This is a genomic window from Polyangium jinanense (assembly GCF_028435265.1).
Lineage (GTDB): Bacteria > Myxococcota_A > Polyangia > Polyangiales > Polyangiaceae > Polyangium > Polyangium jinanense.
Window position 1 is genome coordinate 92,931 of the sequence record NZ_JAGTJK010000029.1, and the last position, 24,701, is coordinate 117,631.

Sequence of the window (24,701 nt, forward strand, 5' to 3'; positions counted from 1 at the left end):
GCAGGTTTTCCGCGGGATCCATCGATGGAACGCGCGTTGCTTTGAAAAACGGCAAAGACGAACCCGAGCGCTTTCGTGTCGGCGTCGTCTCCGAAGGGGTCCTTCCCATGCCGCGCGTGTTGATCGTCGACGACGAGGAGAATCAACGCAAGACGCTCTCCATTGGCCTTCGGCTGGAGGGCTTCGAGGTCCTCGGCGCGGCCTCCGGGGAAGAGGCGCTGCGCTTGCTTGCCGAGAAGCCCGTCGACGTTGCGATGGTCGACCTGATGCTTCCAGGCATGAGTGGTCTGGACCTCGTGCGTCAGATTCGCCGCATGTTCCCGAACGTGCGCGTCTACCTCGCGAGCGCCTACCACCTCTCCTCGCGCCAGATGGAGCGCGCCGACTGCGGCGCCGCCGGCTTCATCCCCAAGCCCTACGCCCTCTCCGAGCTCAGCCGTCTCTTGCAGAGCAAGACGCCGGCTCCGGCGCAAGTCGCGTGCTAACAGGCGCGCGTGCGCCGCGACCTTCTCACGTACGAACTCCCGCCCGAGCTCATCGCCGCGCATCCGTCCGCGGATCGTGAAAGCGCACGCCTGCTCGTCGTCGACGACGAGCCCGGCCGCCTCGAACACGCCTTCATCCGCGACCTGCCCGACCGCTTGCCCGAAGGCGCGCTCGTCGTCGTCAACGACACCCGCGTCCTGCCCGCACGGCTCCTCGGCCGCAAGACCACGAGCGGCGGCAAGGTCGAGATCTTCCTCGTTCGGAAGGTCGCGGAGACGCACGTCGATCGCAGCGGCCAGCGCCTCCCCGCCGAGCGATGGCGCGCCCTCGGTCGCTCCTCCAAACCCCTCCGCGAAGGCGCCGAGATCACGATCGACGGCCCTGTCTCGCTCGTCGCGCGCATCGAAGGCAAGGACCCCGAAGGCCTTTTCGACGTCGTCCTCTTCTCGCCCGAGGGCCGCTCCGTCCCCGATGCCGTCGAGGCCGCCGGCCACGTCCCGCTCCCGCCGTACATCCGCCGCGACGACGACGCCACGGACCGCGCGCGTTATCAGACCGTCTACGCCCGCGAGCCCGGCGCCGTCGCCGCGCCGACCGCGGGCCTGCACCTGACCGAGACCTTGATCGAGCGGTTTTCCGCGCGCGGGATGGAGCTTGCGCGGGTCACGTTGCACGTCGGGCTTGGCACGTTCCAGCCGGTGACAGTGTCCGATCTCGATGATCACCCGATGCACGCCGAGGCCTACCGCGTGCCGCCCGAGACGGCCGAGGCCGTGGCCCGCGCGCGTCTGAAAGGACGGGAGATCGTGGCGATCGGGACGACCAGCGTGCGCGCCCTGGAGAGCGCCGCGGACCCCGAGCGCGAGGGCCACGTCGTCGCGCGGGAAGGGGAGACGCGCCTTTTGATCCAGCCGGGCTATCGCTTTCGCGTGGTCGATCGGCTGCTGACGAATTTTCACCTGCCGGAGTCGACACTGCTCGCACTTGTCGGCGCCTTCGCGGGCCTGCCGCGTGTCCTCGAGAGTTACCGCGTCGCGATCGAGGAGAGGTACCGGTTTTACTCGTACGGCGACGCGATGCTGCTGAGGAGACAACGATGAGCGGGCCGAGCACGCCCGGATATGCCTTCCGCACCCTCGCCACGAGCGGCGCGGCGCGCGCGGGCATCCTGACGACGCCACACGGCGAGGTCCCCACGCCGACGTTCATGCCCGTCGGCACGCAGGGCAGCGTGAAGACCATGAGCCCGGAGGAGGTCGCGGCCACGGGCGCGCGTATCGTCCTCGGCAACACCTACCACCTCTGGCTCCGGCCCGGCCCCGAGGTCGTCGCCGGGCTCGGGGGCCTGCACGGCTTCACGAAGTGGCCGCACGCGATGCTCACGGACTCGGGCGGCTTTCAGGCCTTCTCGCTCGCCGAGCGGCGGCAGACGAGCGAGGACGGGTTCGTCTTCCGCTCGCACCTCGACGGCTCGAAGAAGGTCCTCACGCCCGAGGTGGCGATGCAGGTGCAGGGACAGATCGGCGCCGACATCGCCATGCAGCTCGACATCTGCCCGCCCGGCGACGCCTCGCGCGCCGAGTTCGAGGCCGCCTGCGCGCGCACCACGCGCTGGGCCAAGCGGTGCCTCGCGGCCAAGCGGCCGGATCAAGCCGTCTTCGGCATCGTGCAGGGCGGCACCGATCCGGCCCTCCGGCGCGCGCATGCCGAGGAGCTCGCGGCGATGCCCTTCGACGGCCTCGCGCTCGGCGGTTTTTCCGTTGGCGAGCCGATCGCCCGCATGCATGAGGTCCTCATGGAGGTCGGGCCCACGCTCGATCCCGAGCGACCGCATTACCTCATGGGTGTCGGCACGCCTTACGATCTCGTGCGAGCCATCGGCGCGGGCGTCGACATGTTCGACTGCGTCTTGCCGACCCGCAACGCGCGCAACGGCCAGGCCCTCACGCGCACCGGCAAGGTCGTCATCAAGCAGGCGCGCTACCGGACCGATCCATCGCCGCTCGATCCCACCTGCACCTGCCCGACCTGCGCCGCGGGCTACTCGCGCGCCTACCTCCGGCACCTTTTCCTCGCGGGCGAGATCCTCGTCCTGCGCCTCATCACCGCGCACAACCTGCACCTCTACGGCACGCTCGTGCGCGAGGCGCGCGAGGCGATCCTCGCGGGGCGGTACGACGCGTTCGCGAAGGAGTGGCTCGCGGGGCTGGAAGCACGTTCTGCGTAGAGCGACTCCCTCACCCCGCCCCCTCTCCCTGGCGGGAGAGGGGAGATGGCTACTTGATGTTCAGCTCCAGCGTCGTCGGCTGGCCATTTCGGATCACGTCCACGCGGATCTGGTTCGCCGACATCAGCCGCGCGTAGGCCTCGAGCGCGCTCTGCGGGTTCGTCATCTCGAACCCGTTGATGCGCTGGAGCTGATCGCCGTGCTTCAGCCCGATCGCGTCGAGCGCCGTGCCTTTGCGCACGCCCATGACCTTCATGCCCGTCGTCTGATCGCCCTGCCGCGCCGGCACCACGCGCACCTTCTGCAGATACTCCGCCTGGTTCGTCAGGATCTCGTCCACCACCGTGCGGTCGATGTCGTACTGGTTCGGCCCCGTTTGCCGGATCCGCTCGGCGATGTGCGGCGGCAGTTGCCCCTTCGGCCTCTTGCCCGGCGTCGCCGGCGGCGCCGCTTGAGGCCCGTTCCCGTTCATCGGCGGCGTCATCCGCGGCGGCTCGTTCATCGGCGGCGGCCCCTGCATCGCCTTGCGCCGCTCCGTGTCGTGCACCTCGATCTGGCAGAACCGCCCCTCGCGCATCAGCCAGATCCGATCCGGCCCGATGTGCGCCACCTGGAAGCTGCCGAGCTGATCGCCTTGCCGATGCAGATGCACGCCCTCCGGCCCTGCGATCGCCGCGAACGACCAGGCGGGGTCCTCCTCCGACCACACGATCAGCGTCACCATGCCGACCTCGCACGGCGGATCGGCGAGCGGATGCGTCGGTAGAGGCCCGAGGGGCTCTTGCGGCACCAGCGGGCCCGTCAACGAGTCGAACGGATTGCGCTCGAGGATCACGTTTGCGCTCGGCCGGGCAGGCTCTTCTTCGTGATGCGCGGCGATCTTCGGCCCCGGCCGCTTCGTCACCGGGGCCTCGTCGATCATCGCCGCGCCTGCGAGGTAGCCGAGCCCCTTGGCCTGGAAATAGGCCGAAGCCAGGAGGAGCAGGCCCACGACAACCGGAAAATACCGCTTGAGCCACGCGTCGAGTCGCACCCCTCGCACCCGAGCGAGCGCCGTACCAGCGCTTGCTGGGTGTCTTGGCCTGGAAACGCGGAAATCGGGGGGCTCGGCGCGGCACCCTCCTGCTCGGCCCCGGCGCGCCCGTGCGCATCTTGCCCGGAATTTCCCGCTCGGATACGGTGGAGGTAGAGGCGCGGAACGGCGTGGAAATTCCTAACAAAAAGCCGATCGGTAAGATCTTGGTCCAGCAACGCGCGCTCTCCGAAGAGCAGCTCGAGCGGGCGCTGGAAACGGGCAAGGGCTCGGCCGTTCCCCTCGCGTCGCGTTTGACCGAGGCAGGCACGATCAGCGAGCTCGCCGCCTTGAAGGCGCTCAGCGAGCAGAACGGCGTGCCAGGCGTCGACCTCAAGCAGATCTGCTTGAAGCTCACCGACCTCGCGATCGTGCCGCGTCAGATCGCGTTGCAGCACAAGCTGCTCCCGGTGGTCGTGCGGGACGACAAGGTCCACCTCGCGATGGCGGCCCCGACGAACCGCAAGGTCATCGACGAGATCGAGTTCACCACCGGCAAACGCGTCTTCCCGTACGTCGCGCTCGAAGCCCAGCTCCTCAAGGTCATTCCGATCGCGTACGAAATGAAGGAGCGGGGCGAATCGCACTACGTCGGGCCGAACTGCCCGCCCGAGGTCCGCCGCAAGGCCGGCGTCCCGCTCCCCACGCGCACGCAAGTCGGCGCGACCGAGGCGCCCTTCGAGGGCAGCGTCGTCGCGCCCGCGCCTACGCCGGCCGACGCCTCGCACGCCGCGATCCCGCCGCCGAAGCGCGTCACGACGCGCAACCAGATCGGCGCGATCGTCGACGACGCCATGCAACGCGCGGCCGCGGACGCCGACGTCTCCGACGCCGACTTCGGCAAGGCTCCGCGTGATCTCTCGGTCATCGCGGGCCCGGGCGCGCTCCGCCCGCCGCGCCAGCCGGGCAAACGCACCGTGCTCGTCGTCGACGACGAGGTCGAGATCCGCAACATCCTCCGCCTCGTCCTCGAGCAGCGCGGCTACCGCGTCCTCGAAGCCGATCGCGGCGAGGCGGCGCTGCGCATCCTCAAGGAGGAGGTGCCCGACGCGATCGTCCTCGACGCCATGCTCCCGGGCGAGCTGCATGGGTTCGACATCGCGCGTCAGCTCAAGGGTTCGGAGCGGTACGGGCACATCCCGATCGTGATCGTCTCGGCGGTGTACCGGGGCTGGCGGTTCGCGGAGGACCTCAAGGCGAGTTACAAGGTCGACGCGTACGTCGAAAAACCGTTCCGCGTGACGGACGTCATCGAGGCGCTCGAACGCGCGATCGAGCAGGGGCAGGGCAAGGCGGCGCCGGCGGATCCGGAGCGGATCTCGGCGGAGGCGGAGAAGAAGCTCGCGGCGGGGATCGCGGCGTACCAGGCCGGCAACTTCGACGAGGCGATCGCGTTTCTCCGCGAGGGGACGAAGATCGATCCGCTCGCGTACCGCCTGCACTTCCACCTCGGCCTCTTGCTCGGCAAGCGTGGCCAGATCTACGACGCGATCAGCGAGCTCGAAACGGCGCTGCGCATCAACGACCGGCATTTCCCGGCCCTGAAGAACCTCGCGGTCCTCTACCAAAAGGCTGGCTTCCGGAACAAAGCGGTCGAGATCTGGGAGCGCGCGCTGCGGGTCGCGCCGGACGAACCGACGCGCCAGTCCATCAAGGAAATCCTCGTCGGCCTGCTCTAGCCCTTGCGGCGGAGCTCCTCGACCCAGGCGCGGGCGGCGGCTTCGTCGGGGAACGACGCGATTGGAATGCGGCCTATCTCGAGCCCGAGCAGTCGGGTGGCGCGCAGGATCATGTCGGTGACCGCGCGCTGGTAGGCGTTCGCGCCGAACATCGCCGACGCGCGCATGGCGCCCACCGGGAAGCTCTTGAAGTTCTGCAACACCATCTCGGGCGCGTACCGCGTGAGCTCCGACAGGTCCGCCAGGTAGATCACGCCGCGCCCGATCTGCTTCGAGGTCCTGTCCAGATACGCCATCCCCGCGCGCACGTCGTCGGCGGTGACGGCGCCGATGGGCCGGCAGATGACGATGTCCGGCGGCTCGAACCGGATGGGATGGCGACCCAGGTACTCCCAGCCGTCGCTCGGCGTGTCCATCTCTTGATGTCTATCCTTTGCGGCGGAGCTCGTCGATCCAGGCGCGCGCCGAGGCTTCGTCGGGGAACGTCTCGATCGGCAGGCGGCTCATCGGTTGCCCGAGCAGCCGGATGGCGCGCAGGACCGCGCTGTTCTGCGTGCGCTGATGGAAGTTCGCGCCGAAGATGGCCGTGCCCCGCAGGTACTCCATCGGGCTCGACTGGAAGAGCTGGAGCGACGAGGCGATCGAGTACCCCGTGATCCGCGACGAATCCCCCAGATAAAAGGTGCCGCGCCCGATCTGCTTGGCGATCGTCGCGTTGAAGTCGAGCACGCCGCGCACGTCGGCGGCCGAGATCCGTCCGATGGGCCTGCAAAAGACGATGTCCGGCGGCTCGAACCGTATGAGGTGGGGTCCGACGTAGCTGAAGCCGTCGCTCGACGTTTCCATCCGACCTCAGGGATAAATGGACCGCCGTGAAGCTTCAACGCGGGCAGCGCACCCAAGGCTCTGCGCCCGGAAGTTTCGCCCCGCGACCGAGTCGAGTAGACTCCGAGCCTCCGCGCGCGGCGTCAGTCGATGAACCTCTCTTGCCAGAAGTGCAAAGCCCCCTTGGACCCCGGCGCGACAGGCCGCGTGACGTGTGCATCGTGCGGGCACGTGAGCTTCGTCCCGCCGCGCGCACCGGCAGGCCTTCCGCCCCGGCCCACCGGGATCGGCGCCTCGGCCGTCGGTCCTTCCGCGCCGCGCCCGATCGCGCCGCCGCGCGTGGGAAACGCGTTCGCGCCGGCCGCGAAGGCGCCCGTGCCGATGGGAAACGGCTTCGGGGCGCCCGCGAACCCGATGTTTCAGGGGGAAACGGCTCCCGGCGCGCCCGAACCCGTTTTTCCGACAGAAAACGCGTTCGCGGCGGCTGCGAAGGCGCCTGATCGGGTAGAAAACGCGTTCGTGGCGGCCGCGGAGACGTTTCCCACGGAAAAAAACGCGTCCGCAGCCGCATCCGACGCGCTCGACGTCCTCGAAGACCCCTTCGCCCTGCGCGACCCCTTCGCCGAGGCACCCCAGGTCTCCCCCGGCGCGGCGACCACGAGCGACGCCGCCGCGACCCTCGTCCGCCCGGCCCCCGCGCCCGCCCCAGAGCCCCTCGAGCCCCCGCGCGCCCCAGCCACGTCACTCGGCACCCTCGCCCCCGAGGTCCCGGACGACATCGACGAGGACGCCCTCCTCGGCCGTCGCAAAAAAGGCTCCCTCCACCCGGCCGCGCTCGCCCTGATCGCCGCGGGCGCCGTCTTCGGCGGGGTCGCAGCCTTCCTCCTCCTCCGCCCAGCCCCGCAGCCGACGCAGATCGTCTACGTGACGGCCTCCGCCAGCGCCGCCCCGACGGCCCCGCCCTCGGGCGGTCCCACCACGGAGGCCACCGCCCCCGTAGGCGACCCCACCGAGGCCCCCAAGGCCGGCGCCTCAGCGCGGCCCCTCGGCGGACCCTGGCCGCAGACGGCGAAGACCGGCACGCCAGCCGCCGCCATCGACATGTCCGGCTTCCAGGGCCCCAACGTGGCCGGCCCGACCGCCGGCACCACGGGCGGCCCCCAGACGGCCGGCGCGGGGCAGCTCTCCACGGGCGAGATCAGCGCCGTCGTCGAGGCAAACCGGCCCCTGGTCAAGCGCCGCTGCTGGCAGCCGGCCCTCGACGCCACGAAGGGGATGGGCGGCTCGTCGGCACGCGTGTCGGCCTCGATTGTCATCGCGCCTTCAGGGACGGTGCAATCGGTGAGCGCGAGTGGGGCAGAAAAGGATTATCCGGGCTTGTCGAGCTGCATCGCAGGCCGCATCAAGGGCTGGAAATTCCCAGCCTCCGGGGGCTCCACCCCGGTGAACATCCCATTCGTGTTCGCGGCGCAATGAGCCCGAACGACAAAACCGCTTTGATTTCCTGAGGAGAGGACGGTATCGAATCGCCATGACCGAACGAAAGATCCGCATCCTCGTCGCCAAGCCCGGCCTCGACGGCCACGATCGCGGCGCCAAGGTCGTCGCGCGCGCGCTACGAGACGCGGGGTTCGAGGTCATCTACACAGGCCTGCACCAGACGCCCGACATGATCGCCAGCGCCGCCATCCAGGAGGACGTGGACGCCGTGGGCCTGTCGATCATGTCCGGCGCCCACAACACCCTGTTCCCCGCCGTAATCCAGGCCCTCCGCGCCCGCGGCGCAGACGACATCGTGGTGTTCGGAGGCGGAATCATCCCCGACGACGACATCGTCCGGCTGAAAGAAGCCGGCGTGAAGGGGGTCTTCACCCCCGGGACCCCGCTGAAGAGCATCATCGACTGGGTCCACGAACACGTGGCCGCGTAGGCCGTAGCGCTGGGGTTTCACCCCAGACCCCGACCAGGGGTTGTCCACCCCTGGACCCGGACCAGGCACGGCCTGGACCGAAGGTGCATCGACCGCGATGCGGTCGATGCAAGCCTGCGAACTTCCTTCCTCCTCAACCAAAAGCCAAGGAAAGCGGTCTCGCCAAACGGCGCCGCTTTTTTGGCCATTTCCATCGTTATCGGTCTACCTGCGCACTCGTGCAGAGGCGCATCGGTTCCGGATCGTCCAGTGACCACCCGCGGGTCGATCCAGATCCCACCACCTCTTCCCACCAGAGCCTGGATCTCGCCTCCGACGGCCGGTTCGTCGGGTCCGGGGTTGGTCTGGAAAGGTAGGAGAGGGGAGGACTCCCACCTTCCTTGGGATCCGCCAAACTCCACAAAAAATGCAAACTGTTGACACCCAAGGGCCCTCTCCGTAGCGTGGCGGTGCCCCGTGGGAGAAAGTGGCAAAGATGCCCATGACCCGGAGGGTACCTCCGGCGCGGGCGTCTCGTCCGGCCAGCGGGCACGAGCGGAGCCGACTCGGTGGGAACCATGTTTCGCGGTCATTTCGAGCACGCGATCGACGCGAAAGGGCGGACCAGCCTGCCCGCGCGCTTTCGCGACGTGCTCGAAGCCCCCGAGGGGCAGATCGCGCTGATCCTGACGCCCGCTCTCTTCGACCCCTGCCTGCACTGCTACCCGCTGCGCGCCTGGGAGGAGCTCGAAGCCAAGATCGCGGCGCTCCCCCAGTTCGAGCCAAACGTCGTCGCCTTCCGCCGGAAATACCTGTCGGCCGCAGTCGAGTGCGAGCTCGACAAACAAGGACGGATCCTCGTGCCGCCGTCGCTCCGCGAGCACGCGGATCTGCACAAGGAAGTCCTGTGGGCCGGGATGGGCGCGACAGCCGAGCTCTGGTCGAAGGAGCGGTGGAAGGCCGCCCAGACGATGAGCGAGGCCGAGCTCGCGAGCTTCAAGGCCGCGATCGCGGAGCAGTTCCGCCTATGAACGTGGTGAACGTCGTGCCGATGCGAGACAAGGCCCCCCCGCCCCCCGAGCCGCAAAAGGCGCCCCACGTGACCGTCCTCCGCCGCGAGGTGGTCGAGGCACTCGCGCCCGAAACAGGCGGCGTCTACGTGGACGCAACCCTCGGCGCAGGCGGCCACGCCGAGGCAATCCTCGAAGCAGCCCCAGGCTGCCGGCTCATCGGGCTCGATCGCGACGAGACAGCGCTCGCGCTGGCCAAGGAGCGGCTCGCTCCATTCGGCGATCGGGTAACGCTCGTGCACGGGCGGTTCTCGGACGTGGAGGACCACCTCGCGAAACTCGGCGTGGGTCCGGTGGACGGGCTCGTCGCCGACGTGGGCGTGTCGTCGATGCAGATCGATGACGCGACGCGCGGGATGAGCTTCCGCGCCGAAGGTCCGCTCGACATGCGGATGGATCCGTCGACGGGCGAGACGGCGCTCGAGCTGATCGAGCGGCTCGACGACGACGAGCTGGCGAACGTGATCTACCACTACGGCGAGGAGCGAAGGTCTCGCCGGGTGGCGCGCTGCATCAAGCAAGCGCTGGCGAACGGGGAACTGAAGACGACGCTGGATCTTCGCCGCGCCGTGGTGCGAGCCGTGGGGCCGTCACGCGTGGGCGGGGTCGATCCGGCGACGCGGACGTTCCAGGCGTTGCGCGTCGCGGTGAACGGCGAGCTCGACGAGCTGGAAGCGCTGATCCGCGCGGCGACGCGTGTCCTCAAGATCGGCGGCATCGTGGCGGTGATCTCGTTCCACTCGCTGGAGGACCGGATCGTCAAGCACGCGCTGCGCGAGGCGAGCGTGTGGGAGCAGCTCTGGAAGAAGCCGCTCGTCGCGTCGGACGAGGAGGTCGCGGGGAACCCGCGCGCGAGGAGCGCGAAGCTCCGGGCGGCGCGTCGCGTCGCGCTCGCGGGGGACGAGGTGTTCGCATGAACGAGCGCATGAAGCAGCGGCCGTTCCTCGCGCTCTGGTCGCTCGCGGTCGTCGCGAGCGTGGCGGCGTTCGTCGTGCACTTGGGCCTCCGCGGGAAGATCGTGGATCTCGGCTACAAGCTCGGCCGCGCGCGCGCCGAGCAAGGGCGCCTGCGCGAGGTGAAGCGCGTGCTCTCGCTGGAGGCGGCGAGCTACGAGACCCCGCAGCGCGTCGAGATGGTCGCGCGGACGCTGCTCGGCATGACGCCGCCGCCGCCGGAGCGCGTCGTCCCGGTGCGCTGGGTCGTGAAGATCCAGGACGAACAGGCGCAGGAGGGCGCGGCGCCGGATCCGGCTGCGACGGCCGCGGATCCCGCTGCCCCTGCGCCCGGAGGTTCTCCGTGAAAAACCTCGATCCCAAGCGCGCGCGCTGGATCCGCATCCGCATGGGGATCCTCTGCGGGATGATGGGCCTCGGGCTCGGCGTGATCGTGTCGGGCGCGCACCGCATCCAGGTCGAGGACGGGCAGGACTGGTACGACCTCGCCGAGCGGCAGCGTCAGCGGCGCCTGCACGTGACGCCGAAGCGCGGCACGATCTACGACCGCAACGGCGCGTCGCTCGCGGAGAGCGTCGAGGTGCCGAGCGTCTCGCTCGACGCGGTCGAGCTTCTGCGTGGCATCGAGGACCGCTACCTGCCGATGCGGATCCAGCAGTACGGCGAGCGCATCGCGCAGGCCTTGAACCTCCCGCAGGAGGAGGTCGTCGACAAGATCAGCCGTCGCCGGCGCTTCGTGTGGCTGAAGCGCCGCGTCTCGGAGGCCGAGGTCGCGGCCGTGCGCGCGCTCGGCGAGAAGAACCAGCGCTACCCGCTGCGTGGCCTCCAGATCGAGGGCGAGGGCCATCGGTTTTACCCGAACCGCGAGCTCGGCGGCCCGCTCATCGGGTTCGTCTCGCCGGACGGCGAGGGGCGCGAGGGCCTCGAGCTCGCGCTCGATCACGAGTTGCGCGGCAAGAGCTCCGAGGTGCGCGGTCTGCGTGATCGCTCGGGTCGTTTGATCTTCTCCGAGGGGATCGAGGACGAGGCCGCGCTCGCGGGCCACAACGTCTACCTCACGATCGACAAGGGGATTCAGTTCACGGCCGAGCGTGAGCTCGAGGCCGCGATGAAGACGTACGAGGCCACGGGCGGCGCGGTCGTCGTGGCGGATCCGTCGAGCGGCGAGATCCTCGCGATGGCGAGCGCGCCCGGCTACAACCCGAACGACTACTCGGTCGCCGACCCCGACGCGCGCAGGAACCGCTGCGTCGTCGATCGCTTCGAGCCCGGCTCGACGATCAAAATCTTCTCGATCGGCACCGCGCTCGCCGCGCGCAGCGTGAGCCCCACCGCCTCGATCTACTGCGAGGAGGGGAACATGGCGATCGACAACGTCGTCATCCACGACACGCACCCGGCGAAGTTTCTGAGCGTCACGCAGATCCTCAGTTTGTCCTCGAACATCGGGACGTCGAAGATCGCGCTCGGCCTCGGCGAGCAGCGGCTCTACGAGGGCTTCCGCCGGTTCGGCTTCGGCGACACCACGGGCATCCCGTTCCCCGGCGAGAGCATGGGTGTCTTGCGGCCGCGCGGCAGGCCGTGGGTCTCGGTCGAGACGGCGGCGGCCTCGTTCGGTCAGGGCATCAGCGTGACCACGCTGCAGCTCACGATGGCGATGGTCGCGATCGCGAACGGGGGCAAACTCCTCGAGCCCGTGCTGATCAAGCGCGTGACGGACGGCGGGGGCACGATGCTCTCGGAGACGCAGCCGCGCGTCAGGCGCGAGGCCGTGTCGGCGACGGTCGCGAAGATGATGTCGGAGATGCTCGTCGCCGTCACCGAGGGCGAAGGCACGGGCGTCGAGGCCGCGATTCCAGGCTTTCGTGTCGCCGGGAAGACCGGGACGGCGCAGAAGATCGACCCGGCGACGGGGCGATATACGGACACGCACTATGTCGCCTCGTTCGTCGGGTTCGTCCCGGCGGACAAGCCGCGTCTCGTGATCTCGGTGGTGCTCGACGAGCCGCTCGGCGGCACCTACGGCGGTGGCTCGGTCGCGGCGCCGGTGTTCCGTCGCATCGGCGAGATGGCGCTGCGTTACCTCGGTGTCACACCTCGCGGCAGTGTGCCCATGAAGCTGAGCGAGGTTTCGGAGCGAGCGAAGGTCGGGGATCCGGCGACGAGTACGTACCAGGTCCTCACGGAGGCGCGCGCGGCCGTGGCTCCGATCACGGCAGGCGTCGTGACGCCGTCGGCGCCGATGAAGAGCGGCGAGACGCGTGTCCCGGATCTGACGGGACAACCCGTGCGCGAGGCGATCCGCGCGGCGAGCGCGGCGGGCCTTTCGCCCACGGCGTTCGGCACGGGCCGCCTGTCGCGGGCCGAGCCGCCCGCGGGGACGGTGCTGCCCAAAGGTTCGACGGTGAAGCTTTTCTTCGAGCCCTCGTCATGACGAACGAAAGGACGAACGAAGAGCTCCTCCACCCGCGGGAGACGAGCGAAGGCGCGCCGCCGTCCTGCAAGCAGGCGAAGCTCGGCCGCAAGCTCGGCGATCTCGTGAACGAGATCCCGGGCGCAAAGCTCGCCTTCGGGGATCCGAGCGTCTTCATCACGGGCGTGCATCACGACTCGCGGCGTGTCTCCCCGGGCGACCTTTTCGTCGCGCGGTCGGGCGCGCACACGAGCGGCGAGCGCTTCGTGGTGGACGCGATCGGACGCGGCGCGAGCGCGGTGCTCACGGCGTCGGGGGCGAGCGTCGAGACGAACGGCCTGCCGCGGATCGAGGTCGTGGACGTGCCGAGCGCGCTCGCGTACGCGTCGGCGGCCGTGTACGGGCACCCGACGTTCGCGCTGGAAGTCGTGGGCGTTACGGGGACGAACGGCAAGACCACGACGACGCACCTCGTGCAGGCGTGCCTCGCGGCCGCGGGACAGCGGCCGGGGATCGTGGGCACGCTCGGGTATCGGTTCGGTGATCTCGACCTGCCGTCGACGCACACGAGCCCCGAGGCCGACGAGCTCGCGCGGATCGCCGCGGCGATGCACCTGCGCGGCGCCTCGCACCTCGTGATGGAAGTGTCGAGCATCGCGCTCGCGGCGCGTCGCGTCGAGGCCGTGCGCTTCCGCGTCGCGGCGTTCCTCAACCTCACGCAGGATCACCTCGACTACCACGGCACGATGGAGGCCTACGCCGAGGCGAAGGCGCGCCTCTTCGTCGACCTCGGACCCGGCTCGGCGGCGATCAACGTCGACGATCCGTTCGGTGCCGAGCTCGTGAAGAGGCTCGCGCCGCGTGGTTTGGCAGGACCGTCGTCGTCGACGATCGCGCGGTTTTCCACGCGGATCGGCATCTCGCCGGACGAGGCCGACATCGCGCCCGTCTCGGTGGAGCACACGTCGTCGGGCATCTGGCTCGTGGCGCGGACGCCCGCGGGGCAGCTCTCGATCCGGTCGCCGCTCGTCGGCGCGCACAACGTGCAGAACCTGCTCGCGACCGTGGCGATCTGCTGGCTTCTGGAGATCGACCTCCACGCCGCGGCGCGTGTCCTCTCGGGGACGATCCGCGTGCCGGGGCGGCTCGAGCGTTGCGACGATCCGACGCGGGACGACGTCATCGTCCTCGTCGACTACGCGCACACGCCGGACGCGCTCGATCGGGTTCTCCAGAGCGTGCGCGCGTTCGGGCAGGGTCGCGTGCACTGCGTTTTCGGCTGCGGCGGCGATCGGGATCCGAAGAAACGCCCGCTCATGGGCGAGGCCGTGGCGCGTGGCGCGGACGTCGCGATCGTCACGAACGACAACCCGCGCAGCGAGGATCCGCGCGCCATCGCGGACGCGATCCTGCCGGGGCTCGCGGGCGGGAAGGCCACGGTGCGCGTCGAGCTCGATCGCGCGAAGGCCATCGAGCATGCGGTGCTCGATGCGGCGCCGGGCGACGTCGTGCTCGTCGCGGGCAAGGGGCACGAGCCCTACCAGATCATTGGCGCGGTCACGCTGCCGTTCGACGATCGGGTCGAGGCCGAGCGCGCGCTCGGGCTGCGTCGCGCGGCGCGGGGAGGGGCCTGACATGGGCACGCCCATCCCCACGAATCATGCCTTTTTCCAGGCCCTCGATCTGATCCAGATCGTGCAAGGCGACGTCCTCTACGGCCGCAGCCTCTTCCTGCTCGGCTCGGTGCAAGGCGTCTCGACCGACACGCGCACGATCGTGCCCGGCGGGCTCTTCGTGGCCCTCAAGGGCGAGAGCTTCGACGGGCACGACTACCTCGCAGAGGCCGCGGAAAAAGGCGCACGCGCGGCGCTCGTGGAGCGGCCCGTCGACGACGTCCCGGGCCTGACCATGTTTCGCGTTCGCTCGACGATCGACGCGCTCGGCGCGCTCGCGCGGGCCCACGTCGACGCGTGGCGCGCGCGCGGGAAGGGCGACCGCAAGATCGTCGCGATCACGGGTTCGGCGGGTAAAACCACGACGCGTTCGGCGACGGCTGCACTCCTCGAACGCCTCTTCCCGGAGGCCGTGCACGCGACGCGGGGCAACTTGAACAACCAGGTCGGCGTGCCGATGGTGCTGTTCGGGCTCGACAGGCAGCACAAGTACGCGGTCGTCGAGATGGGCATGAACAAGCCCGGCGAGATCGCGTCCCTCGCGGCGATGGCCCAGCCGGACGTCGCGATCGTGACGCTCGTCGCGGCTGCGCACGTCGAGGGGTGCGGCTCGATCGAGGGCGTCGCGCACGAGAAAGGAGCGCTCTTTCGCGCGCTCTCGGAGAGCGGCGTCGCGATCGGCAACGGCGACGACGCGCGTGTCGCAGCGGAGATGGCAAGTTCGCCCGCGACGCGCCGTGTCCGTTACGGCACGGGAGACGGGCTCGATCTGCGGATCGTCGAGCGTCGGCCGGACGGTTTTTCCTCGTCGCGCGTCACGCTCGCGCGCCCGGACGGCTCGTCGTTCTGGTTCCGGACCCCGCTCATCGGCGAGGCCGGCGCCTATGCATGCGCCGCGGCCGTGGCGGCTGCGGAGGCCCTCACGGGGGAGCACGTGACGTCGCTGATCGCCGAGGAAGCGTTCTCCCTCGCGGACGTGGGCGGCGGCGGCGGTCGCCTGGTTCCGCGCCTCCTCGCCCGCGACGTCATCGTGATCGACGACAGCTACAACGCGAATCCTGCTTCGTCCTCCGCGTCGATCCGCACGGCGGCCGAGCTCGCGCGTGACGCGGGTCGCAGGCTCGTGCTCGTGCTCGGCGCGATGTACGAGCTCGGCCACGAGTCGCCGCGCGGGCACGACGACGTCGGCCGCGTCGCGGCGGCGAGCGGCGCGGCGCTCGTCTTCGCGGTCAATGGCGATGCGCGTCGGATCGCCGATCGCGCTGCGGAAGCAGGTGTTCCTGCGAGGTTCTTCGAGACGAGCGCTGACGCGGCCCCGGCCGTCGCGCTCGCGGTTCAGCCTGGGGATCTGGTCCTCGTGAAGGGTTCGCGCGGCGTCGGGACCGAGCGAATCGTGCGTGCCCTCGCGGAGGTTCCGTCGTGATCTACGAGCTCTTCTACCCGCTCAAGTTTCATTACAGCTCGCTCTCCTGGCTGAACGTCCTCCGGTACATCCCGTTCCGGACCATCATGGCGACGATCACCGCCATGATCCTCACGTTCGTGCTGGCGCCGTGGTTCATCCGCGAGCTCCGGCGCAAGCAGATCGGGCAGGTCGTCCGCAAGGAGGGCCCCGAGACGCACAAGGTCAAGGCGGGCACGCCGACCATGGGCGGCGCGTTGATCCTGCTCTCGCTGCTCCTGCCGACCGCGCTCTGGGCCGACTTGCGCAACCCCTTCGTCCTCGCGACGACCGCGGTGACGGCGGGCTACGGCGTCATCGGCTACCTCGACGACTACCTCAAGATCAAGCGCAAGAACACGGGCGGTTTGCCCGGACGGTACAAGCTGATCGGTCAGGTCCTCATCGGCGGCTCGGCCATCTCGTACACGTTTCTTTTCACCTCCAAGCTTCCGGCCGACTGGGCCGAGATCAAGACGCGGCTCGCGCTCCCGTTCGCGGCCTTTTCGAAGCACTCGATCGATCTGCCGGTCTGGTTCTACGTCCCGTTCGCGGTCTTCGTCGTCGTGGCCTGGTCGAACGCCGTGAACCTCACCGACGGCCTCGACGGCCTCGCGATCGGCCCCGTGATGATCAACGCGGGCACGTACCTCATCTGGTCGTACGTCGCGGGCGCGACCATCGCGAACTTCTCACTAGCGAACTACCTCGACATCCCGAAGATCGCCTCCGCCGGCGAGCTCAGCGTCTACTGCGGCTCGGTCATCGGCGCGGGCATCGGGTTCCTCTGGTACAACACCTACCCAGCCCAGGTCTTCATGGGCGACGTGGGATCGCTGGCCCTCGGCGGGGGCCTCGGCATGCTGGCGATCTTCACGAAGAACGAGCTCTTGAGCGTCCTGCTCGGCGGCGTCTTCTTCGTCGAGACGATCAGCGTCATCGCGCAGGTGACGTCGTTCAAGCTCACGGGCAAGCGCGTGTTCTTGATGGCGCCGATCCACCACCACTACGAGAAGAAGGGGTGGGCGGAGCCCAAGATCATCGTTCGCTTCTGGATCATCTCCATCCTCCTGGCGCTGGTCTCGCTGGCGTCCATGAAGCTCCGGTGAAGCCCATGGATCTTGGAGGTCAAAGGGTTCTCACCATCGGGCTCGGCCGCAGCGGCGTTGCTGCGGCGCGGCTTTGCCTCGACAAGGGCGCGCGTGTCACGGCGACCGACGCGACTGCGCGCGAGCGTTTGTCCAAGGAGGCGCTCGCGCTCGAAGCCGCGGGCGCGACGCTCGTCGCGGGCGGGCATCCGGCCTCGATCTTCGATGGGATCGACCTCGTCGTGATCTCGCCCGGCGTGCCCTCGTTCCCCGCACTCGAAGCGTTCGAGAGGGCGGGCGGCGAGGTCATCGGCGAGCTGGAGCTTGCGGCGCGGTTTTTCGTGGGGACGCCGATCGCGCTGATCGGCGGGACGAACGGCAAGAGCACGACGACGGCGCTCGTGCACGCGATGCTCGAATCGGCCGGGAAAAAGACGTTCATCGGCGGCAACTTCGGCACGCCGCTCGCGGAGGTCGTGGGGCAGTCGTTCGACGCGATCGTCCTCGAGATTTCAAGCTTCCAGGCCGAGCGCGTGCCCACGTTGCATGCACGCGCGCACGCGCTGCTCAACATCACGGACGATCACCTCGACAGGTACCCGAGCTTCGAGGCGTACGCCGACGCCAAGGGAAATCCCTTCGTCACGATGGGGCCGCAAGACACGGCCGTGATCCCGCACGGCGACGCGCTCTGCGCGAGGCAGGCGGCGCGTGGCGGCGCACGTGTGGTCACGTTCAGCGCGACCGACGAGGCGGCCACCGTGCGCCCCGTCGGCGGCTCGATCGTGCATCGCGACGCGTGGCACAGCTTCCCGCGGGGCGCGCTCCAGATCGCCGGCAAACACAACATCGAGAACGCCTGCGCGGCGCTCGGCGTCGTGGCCGGGTTCGACGTCCCATTCGACGACAGCGCCGACTCGTGGCTCGCGCGTGCCGTCCGCAACTTCCGCGGCCTCGGCCATCGCACCGTGCTCGTCGGCGAGATCGACGGCGTGCGTTACTACGACGACTCGAAGGGCACGAACGTCGGCGCCTCGGTTGCCGCGCTGCGTGGTCTCTCCGAGGACAAGGCCGTCCTCATCGCGGGCGGCAAGGACAAACTCGGCGCGTACGAGCCGCTCGTCGATGCGCTCCGCGACAAGGGCCGCGCCCTCGTGCTCATCGGTGAGGCGGCCGATCGTATCGCCGCGGCCGCCAAGGGCGTGCTCCCCATCGAGCGCGCCGGATCCATGGCCGAGGCCGTGCAGATCGCGCGCCGCCTGGCCGAGGCCGGCGATGCCGTCCTGCTCAGCCCGGCCTGCGCGAGCTTCGACATGTTCCGCGACTACAAGGATCGCGGCGATCAATTTGCCCAGGCGGTCCAGTCCATGCTGGAGGTTCGGTCGTGAGCAGCAGCGCCGTCCTCTCGGGCAACAACGTCGTCGGCGAGCGCCGCCATTCGAGCGCGCCTCCGCCGAGGAACCGCCTCCTTCCGCCGAGTGATCCGCCGCCGCCCGCGCCGAAGAACGAACCCCGCGCGCCGCGCAAGGAGAGCGCCGGCAGCGGCGTCACCGCGCTTTTGCGTTCCAGCAAGGCCGGCCCCGTCGACTCGGTGCTCGCGGCCGTGGTGATCGCGCTCGTCGGGTTCGGCGTCGTCATGGTCTACAGCGCGAGCGCGATCGAAGCGACCGTGAAGTACCACGACGCGCAGTTCTTCCTGAAGCGCCAGGGCATCTACGCGCTCGTCGCGCTCTCGACGATGTGGCTCGTGAGCCGCTTCGACTACCGCAAGCTCAAGCCCTTCACGTACCCGATCCTCGTCGCGGTCACGCTCATGCTGGGCCTGACGATCCTCGGCCTCGGCCACAAGGCGGGCAACGCCTACCGCTGGATCGCGATCGGCCCCGTGCACATCCAGCCAGCAGAGACCGCCAAGCTCGGCATCGTCCTCTGGCTCGCGTACTCGCTGTCGAAGAAGGCCGAAAAGATCAAAAGCTTCTCGATCGGCTTCTTGCCGCACCTGATCGTCGTCGGCTTCCTCATCATGCTGCTCTTGAAGCAGCCCGACTTCGGCAGCGCCGTCGTGCTCCTGTTCCTCACGTTCACGCTGCTCTTCGTGGCAGGAGCGCGCCTGCCGTACATCGCGGCGTTCACGGCCCTGCTCGGCATGGGCGCCGCCGCGCTCGTCGCGTTCAGCGACTACCGCTACCGGCGCTACCTGGCGTTCATCGACATGGACAACCACCGCCAGGACCTCGCCTATCAGCCGTTCCAGTCCGTCATGAGCTTCGGCTCGGGCGGCTGGACCGGGCTCGGGCTCGGCAAGGGCCTGCAGGTGCTCTACCTGCCCGAGGCGCACACGGACTTCATCAGCGCGATCATCGGCGAGGAGCTCGGCTTCCTCGGCATCCTCGGCCTCGTCAGCGCCTACCTCGTCATCGTCTCGCGCGGCGTGAAGATCGCCCTCGAGGCGCACGACGACTACGGCAGCTTCATGGCCTTCGGCATCGCCACGCTCTTCGGCGTGCAGGCGCTCGTGAACCTCGCCGTCGCCATGGCCATCCTGCCGACGAAGGGTCTCACGCTGCCGTTCATGAGCTACGGCGGCTCGTCGCTGCTCGTGAACGCCGCCGGCGCGGGCATCCTGCTCAGCATCAGCCGTCCGCGGACGAACGAAGTTCCGCAAGACAAACCCGCGCCCGTGCGCACGAGCGAGGGCGCGCCGAGCGCGTCGGTCCTCATCGCGACGGAGGCCCAGGAAGGCGCCGCGGAGGGAGTGAGCGCGTGACGACCCTTCTTCTCGCAGGCGGCGGCACCGGCGGCCACGTCTTCCCGATGCTCGCGGTGGGCGAAGCCGTCCGCGCCGCCGACCCTTCCGCGCGTGTCGTCTACGTCGGCACCGCTCGCGGCCTCGAAGCGCGCGTCGTGCCCGAGCAGGGCGGCGAGCTCGAGCTGCTCGACATCCTGCCTCTTCGTGGTGGTGGTTTGTCCGGGTTCTTGAAGGGCGCGCAGCACGCCGCGGCCTCGATCCCCGCGGCGCGGGATCTCGTCCGCCGCCTCGGTCCTTCGGCCGTCCTCTCGGTCGGCGGATACGCGGGCGGCCCCGTCTGCTTCGCCGCGCGCACGCTCGGCGTCGCCGTCACCGTGCTCGAACCGAACAGCGTGATGGGCCTGTCGAACCGCCTGCTCGCGCCGTTCGCCGTCCGTGCGTACACCACGTTTCCCGAGGTCGATCGTTTCTTCCGCCCGAGCATCGTGCGCCGTCTCGGCGTGCCGCTCCGCAAGGCCTTCGCCCCCGCGCCGTACGAGGTCCAGAAGGACAAACTCTCGATCCTCGTTCTCGGCGGCAGCCAGGGCGCGAAGGCCCTGAACGAGACGGTGCCGCGTGCGATTTCCCAGATCGGAAGCCAGGTCCCGGGCCTGCGCGTCCTTCATCAAACCGGCCGCGAGCGCGAGGTCGAGGCCCGTGCGCTCTACGAATCGCTCGGTTTGTCCGGGACCGCCGAGGTCGTCCCGTTCATCGACGACATGGCCCGCGCGCTCGCCTCGGCCGACCTCGTGATCGCTCGTGCCGGCGCCTCCACGCTCGCCGAGCTCTGCGCCGTCGGCCGTCCCGCGATCCTCGTCCCGTATCCGTTCGCGGCCGACGATCATCAGCTCAAGAACGCGCGTTCGCTGGAGAAGCGCGGCGCGGCCGTGGCGCTGCCGCAGTCCGAGGCCACGGCCGATCGGGTCGCGGACGAGATCCGGAGGCTCGCGGAGTCGCCCGAACGACGCGTTTCCATGGCGCGCGCCGCGGCCGAGATCGGGGCGCCCGACGCGGCGAAGGCCGTGGCGGCAGATCTGCTCGAGCTCGCGCGTTTGCGGGAATCGAAACACCGGGAGAAAGCCCGGGGAAGGACGGCATGATGTTCCGCGGGCGCGTCCGGCACATCCACTTCGTGGGCATCGGCGGCGTTGGCATGAGCGGCCTCGCGGAGATCCTCCGCTCGCTCGAGTTCGACGTCTCCGGCTCCGACGTGAAGAGCGGCGGTACCACGCAGCGCCTCGCCTCGCTCGGCGTGCGCATCGACATCGGCCACCGCGCCGAGAACGTGCGCGGCGTCGACGTCGTCGTGTATTCGAGCGCGATCCGCCCGGAAAACCCCGAGCTCGTCGAGGCCCGCGCCCTCGGCATCCCCGTCATCGGCCGCGCCGAGATGCTCGCCGAGCTGATGCGCGTGAAGTACGGCGTGGCCATCGCGGGTTCGCACGGAAAAACCACGACGACCTCGCTCGTCGCCACGGTGCTGCGCCACGCGGGCCTCGATCCCACGGTCGTCGTTGGCGGCAAGATGGCCGCGCTTGGCTCGAACGCGCGCCTCGGCGCCGGCGATCTGCTCGTCGCCGAGGCCGACGAGAGCGACGGCTCGTTCCTGCGCCTGACGCCCACGATCGCCGTGGTCACGAACATCGACCCCGAGCACCTCGATCACTACGGCACGCACGAGAAGATCAAGGACGCCTTCATCGAGTTCGCCGCGCGCGTGCCCTTCTACGGCCTCGCCGTGCTCTGCCTCGATCACCCCCACGTGCAGGACATCCTGCCGCGCATCCCGCGCCGCCACGTCACCTACGGCGTGTCGCCGCACGCGGACTACTGCGCGCGTGGCATCCAGTTCCGCGGCCTGGAAACGAGCTTCAACGCGTATCGCCGCGGCCAGCCCCTCGGCGGCTTTACCGTGAAGATGCCCGGCGCGCACAACGTGCTGAACTGCCTCGCGACGATCGCCGTCGCCGATGAGCTGGAAGTCCCGCTCGACGTCACGAAACAAGCCCTCGCCACGTTCGGCGGCGTCGCGCGTCGCTTCACGGTCGTCGGCGTGCATCAAGGCGTCACGCTCGTCGACGACTACGGCCATCATCCGGCCGAGATCCGCGCGACGATCGAGGCCGCGCGCCGCGCCTACCCCGACGATGCGCACCGGATCGTCGTGGCCTTCCAGCCGCACCGCTACACGCGCACGAAGGATCTCTTCGAAGATTTTACGCGCGCCTTCAACCTCGCGGACGTCCTCTTCGTCACGGACATTTACGCCGCGGGCGAGGCGCCGCTGCCCGGCGTGAGCGCCGAGCGGCTCGTGCAGTCGATCCGCGAGCACGGCCATCACGACGCCACGTACGTGCCGAACAAGGCTGATTTGCCCGAGGTTCTGGCGAAGGTCGTGCGCCCCGGCGACGTCGTGATCGCCCTCGGCGCGGGCGACATCAACAACATGTTGAAGGGCCTGCGCGCGCGGCTCGATGGCGTCACCGAGCCTCCGCCGGCGAGCCGGGAGGGTGGTCCATGAGCGACACGCTTCCCCCGAACCGAAGGCTGAAAAAGCCTTCCACGCCGCCAGTCGTTGCTGCTCCAAAGGATCCGGAGGCGGTCCACATTTGGGGCTCCGGATCGCCTTCGGCGTCCTCCGCCCCAAACCCCGAGCACGACTCGCCGCCGCCGCCCGGGGCCACGACGAGCACGATCCGCCCGCCGAAGCCCAAGGCGAAGCCGCGCCTCACGCTCCCGCGGCCGAAGCTCCCGCGCGCGCTGTCGCTCCTGCTCGGCGTGATGGTGGTCCTCTCGGCCTCGATCGCGGTCGCCTGGGGCGCGCGCCGGTACATCATGACGAGCCCGCGCTTTGCGATCCGCACGGTGCTCGTCGATGGAAACCGCCGCTTGCCGGCCGAGCAGGTCGCCGGCACGGGCGGCGTCACCGTGGGTCGCAACATCTTCGAGCTCGACCTCGAGACGGCGAGCGCGTCCATCACCACCGAGCCCTGGGTCGAAAAAGCCCAGGTGACGCGCACGCTCCCCTCAACCGTGCGCATCACGGTCGTCGAGCGCGAAGCCTGGGCCGTGGCCACGATCGGCGGCGAGCTGTACCTCGTCACGCGCGACGGCGACCCGTTCAAGCGCGTCGCCGACGGCGATCCGATCGACCTGCCCGTCGTCACGGGCATCACGCCCGAAAAGGTCGCCGCGGACCGGCCCGGCGTGGTCAACGCGCTGCGTCGCGCCCTCGATGTGGTCGAGGACATGGATCGGGCCGGCATCAGCAAGCGCTACCCGATCCAGGAGGTCCACCTCGAGCGCGACGGCACGATCGTGATGACGATTGGCAAGGACGCGATCTCGCTTTACCTGGGCCAGACGCGGTTTCGCGAGAAGATCGAGCAGGCCGCGCGCGTCTTGATGGAGCTCGGAAAGCGCAAGGCGAATCCCGCGGTGATCTTCCTGGACAACGAGGCGCACCCCGAGCGCGTCGTCGTGAGGATGCGATGAACCGGTGTCGTCCTACGATCGGGGCTTCGGATCGCCTTCGGCGCCCTGCGCCCCGAACCCCGTCGTTCTCGAAATTTGGCCAGCCTCCGCTCGCCATGTCAGCGTCGCCCTGCTTCGCGAGGCGCACGGCCTCCGTATCGGGTGGATGCGAATGAAGAGCAGGATGGAGCAGAGCGAGATTGTCGTCGGTCTCGACATCGGGACGACGAAGGTGTCTGCCGTCGTCGGCGAGGTCGACGCCGATGGGATCACCATCCTCGGCGTGGGCAACGTCCCGTGCCGCGGGCTGCGCAAAGGCATCGTGGCGAACATCGACTGGACGGTCCGGTCGATCGCCGAGGCCATCGAGGCGGCGCAGACGATGGCCGGCGTCGAGATTCGCACGGTGTATGCAGGCGTCGCCGGCAACCACATCCGCGGCCAGTCTTCGGACGGCGTGGTCGCGGTGGGCGGCGGCGAGGTGACCGACGTCGACGTGGGCCGCGTCCTCGAAGGCGCGCGTGCCATTCCGATCGACGCCGATCGGCAGATCCTGCATGCCTTGCCGCGCGAGTTCACGGTCGACAACCAGGACGGTATTCGTGATCCCGTGGGAATGAGCGGCGTTCGCCTCGGCGTGAAGGTGAACCTCATCACGGCCGCCACGTCCTGCGTGCAAAACGTGGTCCGTTGCGCCGAGCGCTGCGGATTGACCGTGGCCGATGTGGTCCTCGAGCCGCTCGCGAGCGCGGAAGCGGTTCTCTCCGAGGACGAAAAAGAGATCGGCGTCGCCGTGATCGATATCGGCGGCGGTACGACGGATTTGCTGATTTACGTGGACGGCGGAATCGCGCATGCGAGCGTGATCCCTGCCGGCGGGAATAACGTGACGGCGGATCTCGCGGCGGGCCTGCGTACGCCGATGGCCGAGGCGGAGCGGTTGAAGCGCAATTTCGGCTGCGCGCTCGGTCGTATGGTGGCGGACGACGAGGAGGTCGAGGTTCCGGGCGTCGGCGGCCATCCGCCGCGCAAAGTTCCGCGCCGGGTGCTTTCGGACATCATCGAGCCGCGGATCGAGGAGATTTTTGCGGTGATCCGCAAACGCATCGAGGACGCGGGCCTGCTCGATCAGCTCGCGGCGGGCGCGGTTCTCACGGGCGGCGCGGTGCTCATGGAAGGCATGAGCGAATTCGCCGAGGAGATCCTGGGTATGCCGGTTCGTCTCGGCGTACCGGTCGGGATGCGTGGAATCACGCAGCTCGTCGCGGGCCCGCAATATGCTACCGGCGTGGGTCTGCTCCACTACGGAGCGAACCAGCTTCGCGAGGCGCGCGAGCCGCGCGTCGTCGTGGAGTCGCAGCCGCCGCCGCGCCAGACGGCGCCGCGCGTGACGGCGCCTTCGAGGCCCGATCGAAGTCAGCTCATCGAGGAGCCCGTCGCCGAAAAACGTCAAGGCGGCCGGTTCTGGAATTGGTTGCGCGCAGCTTTCTGAGCTGACGCACGAGGGTAAATTTCGTAAAACGAAGTCGAGATACGGAAAGCGTTACAGATTGATAGGCGGTTTCATGGGGGAGAGGCACCCCACGAAGTCGCCCTTGGGAGC

The 24,701-nt window shown here is 69.2% G+C and carries 22 protein-coding genes; 19 read left to right on the plus strand and 3 right to left on the minus strand.

The genetic code is table 11. The annotated features are described in order from the left end of the window. Positions 1 to 107 precede the first annotated feature (107 nt). From KEG38_RS36240 to tgt, 3 genes are read left to right on the plus strand one after another with little or no spacing between them, the layout of a single operon-like run. The gene (locus KEG38_RS36240) at positions 108 to 485 is read left to right on the plus strand and encodes a response regulator (RefSeq protein ID WP_272424968.1); all 378 of its coding nucleotides are present in this window, start codon (positions 108 to 110) and stop codon (positions 483 to 485) included. Between the two features lie 9 nt (positions 486 to 494). Next, positions 495 to 1,586 carry a tRNA preQ1(34) S-adenosylmethionine ribosyltransferase-isomerase QueA gene (gene queA, locus KEG38_RS36245; protein WP_272424969.1) on the plus strand — a complete coding sequence of 364 codons (1,092 nt, stop codon included), beginning with the start codon at positions 495 to 497 and terminating at the stop codon, positions 1,584 to 1,586. Next, positions 1,583 to 2,713, plus strand: coding sequence for a tRNA guanosine(34) transglycosylase Tgt (gene tgt / locus KEG38_RS36250; RefSeq protein WP_272424970.1), 1,131 nt, complete (start codon positions 1,583 to 1,585; stop codon positions 2,711 to 2,713). The genes queA and tgt overlap by 4 nt, the downstream gene beginning before the upstream one ends. Before the next feature lie 49 nt (positions 2,714 to 2,762). Here tgt and gspC read toward each other — a convergent pair whose 3' ends face one another. Beyond that, positions 2,763 to 3,746, minus strand: a complete 984-nt coding sequence (gene gspC / locus KEG38_RS36255) for a type II secretion system protein GspC (RefSeq protein ID WP_272424971.1) — start codon at positions 3,744 to 3,746, stop codon at positions 2,763 to 2,765. Positions 3,747 to 3,916: 170 nt separating this feature from the next. Here gspC and KEG38_RS36260 point away from each other — a divergent pair, with 170 nt between their 5' ends. Further along, on the plus strand, positions 3,917 to 5,464 hold the full coding sequence (locus KEG38_RS36260) for a response regulator (protein ID WP_272424973.1): 1,548 nt from the start codon (positions 3,917 to 3,919) through the stop codon (positions 5,462 to 5,464). Here the strand turns inward: KEG38_RS36260 and KEG38_RS36265 are convergent. Together KEG38_RS36265 and KEG38_RS36270 are read right to left on the minus strand one after the other, a co-directional pair. After that, the gene (locus KEG38_RS36265) at positions 5,461 to 5,880 is read right to left on the minus strand and encodes a SpoIIAA family protein (RefSeq protein WP_272424974.1); all 420 of its coding nucleotides are present in this window, start codon (positions 5,878 to 5,880) and stop codon (positions 5,461 to 5,463) included. The genes KEG38_RS36260 and KEG38_RS36265 overlap by 4 nt on opposite strands. A 10-nt stretch (positions 5,881 to 5,890) precedes the next feature. Beyond that, positions 5,891 to 6,310 (minus strand): SpoIIAA family protein, encoded by a 420-nt coding sequence (locus tag KEG38_RS36270; protein WP_272424975.1) that lies wholly within the window; start codon positions 6,308 to 6,310, stop codon positions 5,891 to 5,893. A gap of 210 nt (positions 6,311 to 6,520) precedes the next feature. Between KEG38_RS36270 and KEG38_RS55760 the strand changes: the two genes are divergently transcribed. The 15 genes from KEG38_RS55760 (at position 6,521) to ftsA (ending at position 24,590) form a co-directional block, all read left to right on the plus strand. Further along, complete coding sequence (locus KEG38_RS55760) at positions 6,521 to 7,765, plus strand: AgmX/PglI C-terminal domain-containing protein (RefSeq protein ID WP_272424976.1); 1,245 nt, start codon at positions 6,521 to 6,523, stop codon at positions 7,763 to 7,765. A 55-nt stretch (positions 7,766 to 7,820) separates the two neighbouring features. After that, positions 7,821 to 8,219, plus strand: a complete 399-nt coding sequence (locus tag KEG38_RS36280) for a cobalamin B12-binding domain-containing protein (RefSeq protein ID WP_272424977.1) — start codon at positions 7,821 to 7,823, stop codon at positions 8,217 to 8,219. A gap of 557 nt (positions 8,220 to 8,776) precedes the next feature. Further along, a complete protein-coding gene (gene mraZ, locus KEG38_RS36285; RefSeq protein ID WP_272425002.1) occupies positions 8,777 to 9,229 on the plus strand; it encodes a division/cell wall cluster transcriptional repressor MraZ in 453 nt (150 codons plus the stop codon). Continuing rightward, complete coding sequence (gene rsmH, locus KEG38_RS36290; RefSeq protein ID WP_276074163.1) at positions 9,226 to 10,185, plus strand: 16S rRNA (cytosine(1402)-N(4))-methyltransferase RsmH; 960 nt, start codon at positions 9,226 to 9,228, stop codon at positions 10,183 to 10,185. The genes mraZ and rsmH overlap by 4 nt, the downstream gene beginning before the upstream one ends. Then, a complete protein-coding gene (locus tag KEG38_RS36295; protein ID WP_272424978.1) occupies positions 10,182 to 10,568 on the plus strand; it encodes a cell division protein FtsL in 387 nt (128 codons plus the stop codon). The genes rsmH and KEG38_RS36295 overlap by 4 nt, the downstream gene beginning before the upstream one ends. After that, entirely contained in the window at positions 10,565 to 12,655 is a 2,091-nt protein-coding gene (locus KEG38_RS36300) for a PASTA domain-containing penicillin-binding protein (RefSeq protein ID WP_272424979.1), read from the plus strand. The genes KEG38_RS36295 and KEG38_RS36300 overlap by 4 nt, the downstream gene beginning before the upstream one ends. Continuing rightward, positions 12,652 to 14,268, plus strand: coding sequence for a UDP-N-acetylmuramoyl-L-alanyl-D-glutamate--2,6-diaminopimelate ligase (locus KEG38_RS36305; RefSeq protein ID WP_272424980.1), 1,617 nt, complete (start codon positions 12,652 to 12,654; stop codon positions 14,266 to 14,268). The genes KEG38_RS36300 and KEG38_RS36305 overlap by 4 nt, the downstream gene beginning before the upstream one ends. A 1-nt stretch (position 14,269) precedes the next feature. After that, the gene (locus tag KEG38_RS36310; RefSeq protein WP_272424981.1) at positions 14,270 to 15,730 is read left to right on the plus strand and encodes a UDP-N-acetylmuramoyl-tripeptide--D-alanyl-D-alanine ligase; all 1,461 of its coding nucleotides are present in this window, start codon (positions 14,270 to 14,272) and stop codon (positions 15,728 to 15,730) included. After that, a complete protein-coding gene (gene mraY, locus KEG38_RS36315) occupies positions 15,727 to 16,857 on the plus strand; it encodes a phospho-N-acetylmuramoyl-pentapeptide-transferase (RefSeq protein WP_272424982.1) in 1,131 nt (376 codons plus the stop codon). Before KEG38_RS36310 ends, mraY begins: the two co-directional genes overlap by 4 nt. A 5-nt stretch (positions 16,858 to 16,862) precedes the next feature. Further along, positions 16,863 to 18,224: a UDP-N-acetylmuramoyl-L-alanine--D-glutamate ligase gene (gene murD / locus KEG38_RS36320; RefSeq protein WP_272424983.1), complete on the plus strand. Its 1,362-nt coding sequence runs from the start codon at positions 16,863 to 16,865 to the stop codon at positions 18,222 to 18,224. Beyond that, positions 18,221 to 19,603: a putative lipid II flippase FtsW gene (gene ftsW, locus KEG38_RS36325; protein ID WP_272424984.1), complete on the plus strand. Its 1,383-nt coding sequence runs from the start codon at positions 18,221 to 18,223 to the stop codon at positions 19,601 to 19,603. Before murD ends, ftsW begins: the two co-directional genes overlap by 4 nt. Then, on the plus strand, positions 19,600 to 20,724 hold the full coding sequence (murG, locus tag KEG38_RS36330) for an undecaprenyldiphospho-muramoylpentapeptide beta-N-acetylglucosaminyltransferase (RefSeq protein WP_272424985.1): 1,125 nt from the start codon (positions 19,600 to 19,602) through the stop codon (positions 20,722 to 20,724). The genes ftsW and murG overlap by 4 nt, the downstream gene beginning before the upstream one ends. Next, positions 20,721 to 22,145: a UDP-N-acetylmuramate--L-alanine ligase gene (gene murC / locus KEG38_RS36335; protein WP_276074167.1), complete on the plus strand. Its 1,425-nt coding sequence runs from the start codon at positions 20,721 to 20,723 to the stop codon at positions 22,143 to 22,145. The genes murG and murC overlap by 4 nt, the downstream gene beginning before the upstream one ends. Further along, a complete protein-coding gene (locus KEG38_RS36340) occupies positions 22,142 to 23,119 on the plus strand; it encodes a cell division protein FtsQ/DivIB (protein ID WP_272424986.1) in 978 nt (325 codons plus the stop codon). The genes murC and KEG38_RS36340 overlap by 4 nt, the downstream gene beginning before the upstream one ends. 151 nt (positions 23,120 to 23,270) lie before the next feature. Beyond that, positions 23,271 to 24,590 (plus strand): cell division protein FtsA, encoded by a 1,320-nt coding sequence (gene ftsA / locus KEG38_RS36345; RefSeq protein WP_272424987.1) that lies wholly within the window; start codon positions 23,271 to 23,273, stop codon positions 24,588 to 24,590. The last annotated feature ends 111 nt before the right edge of the window (positions 24,591 to 24,701 follow it).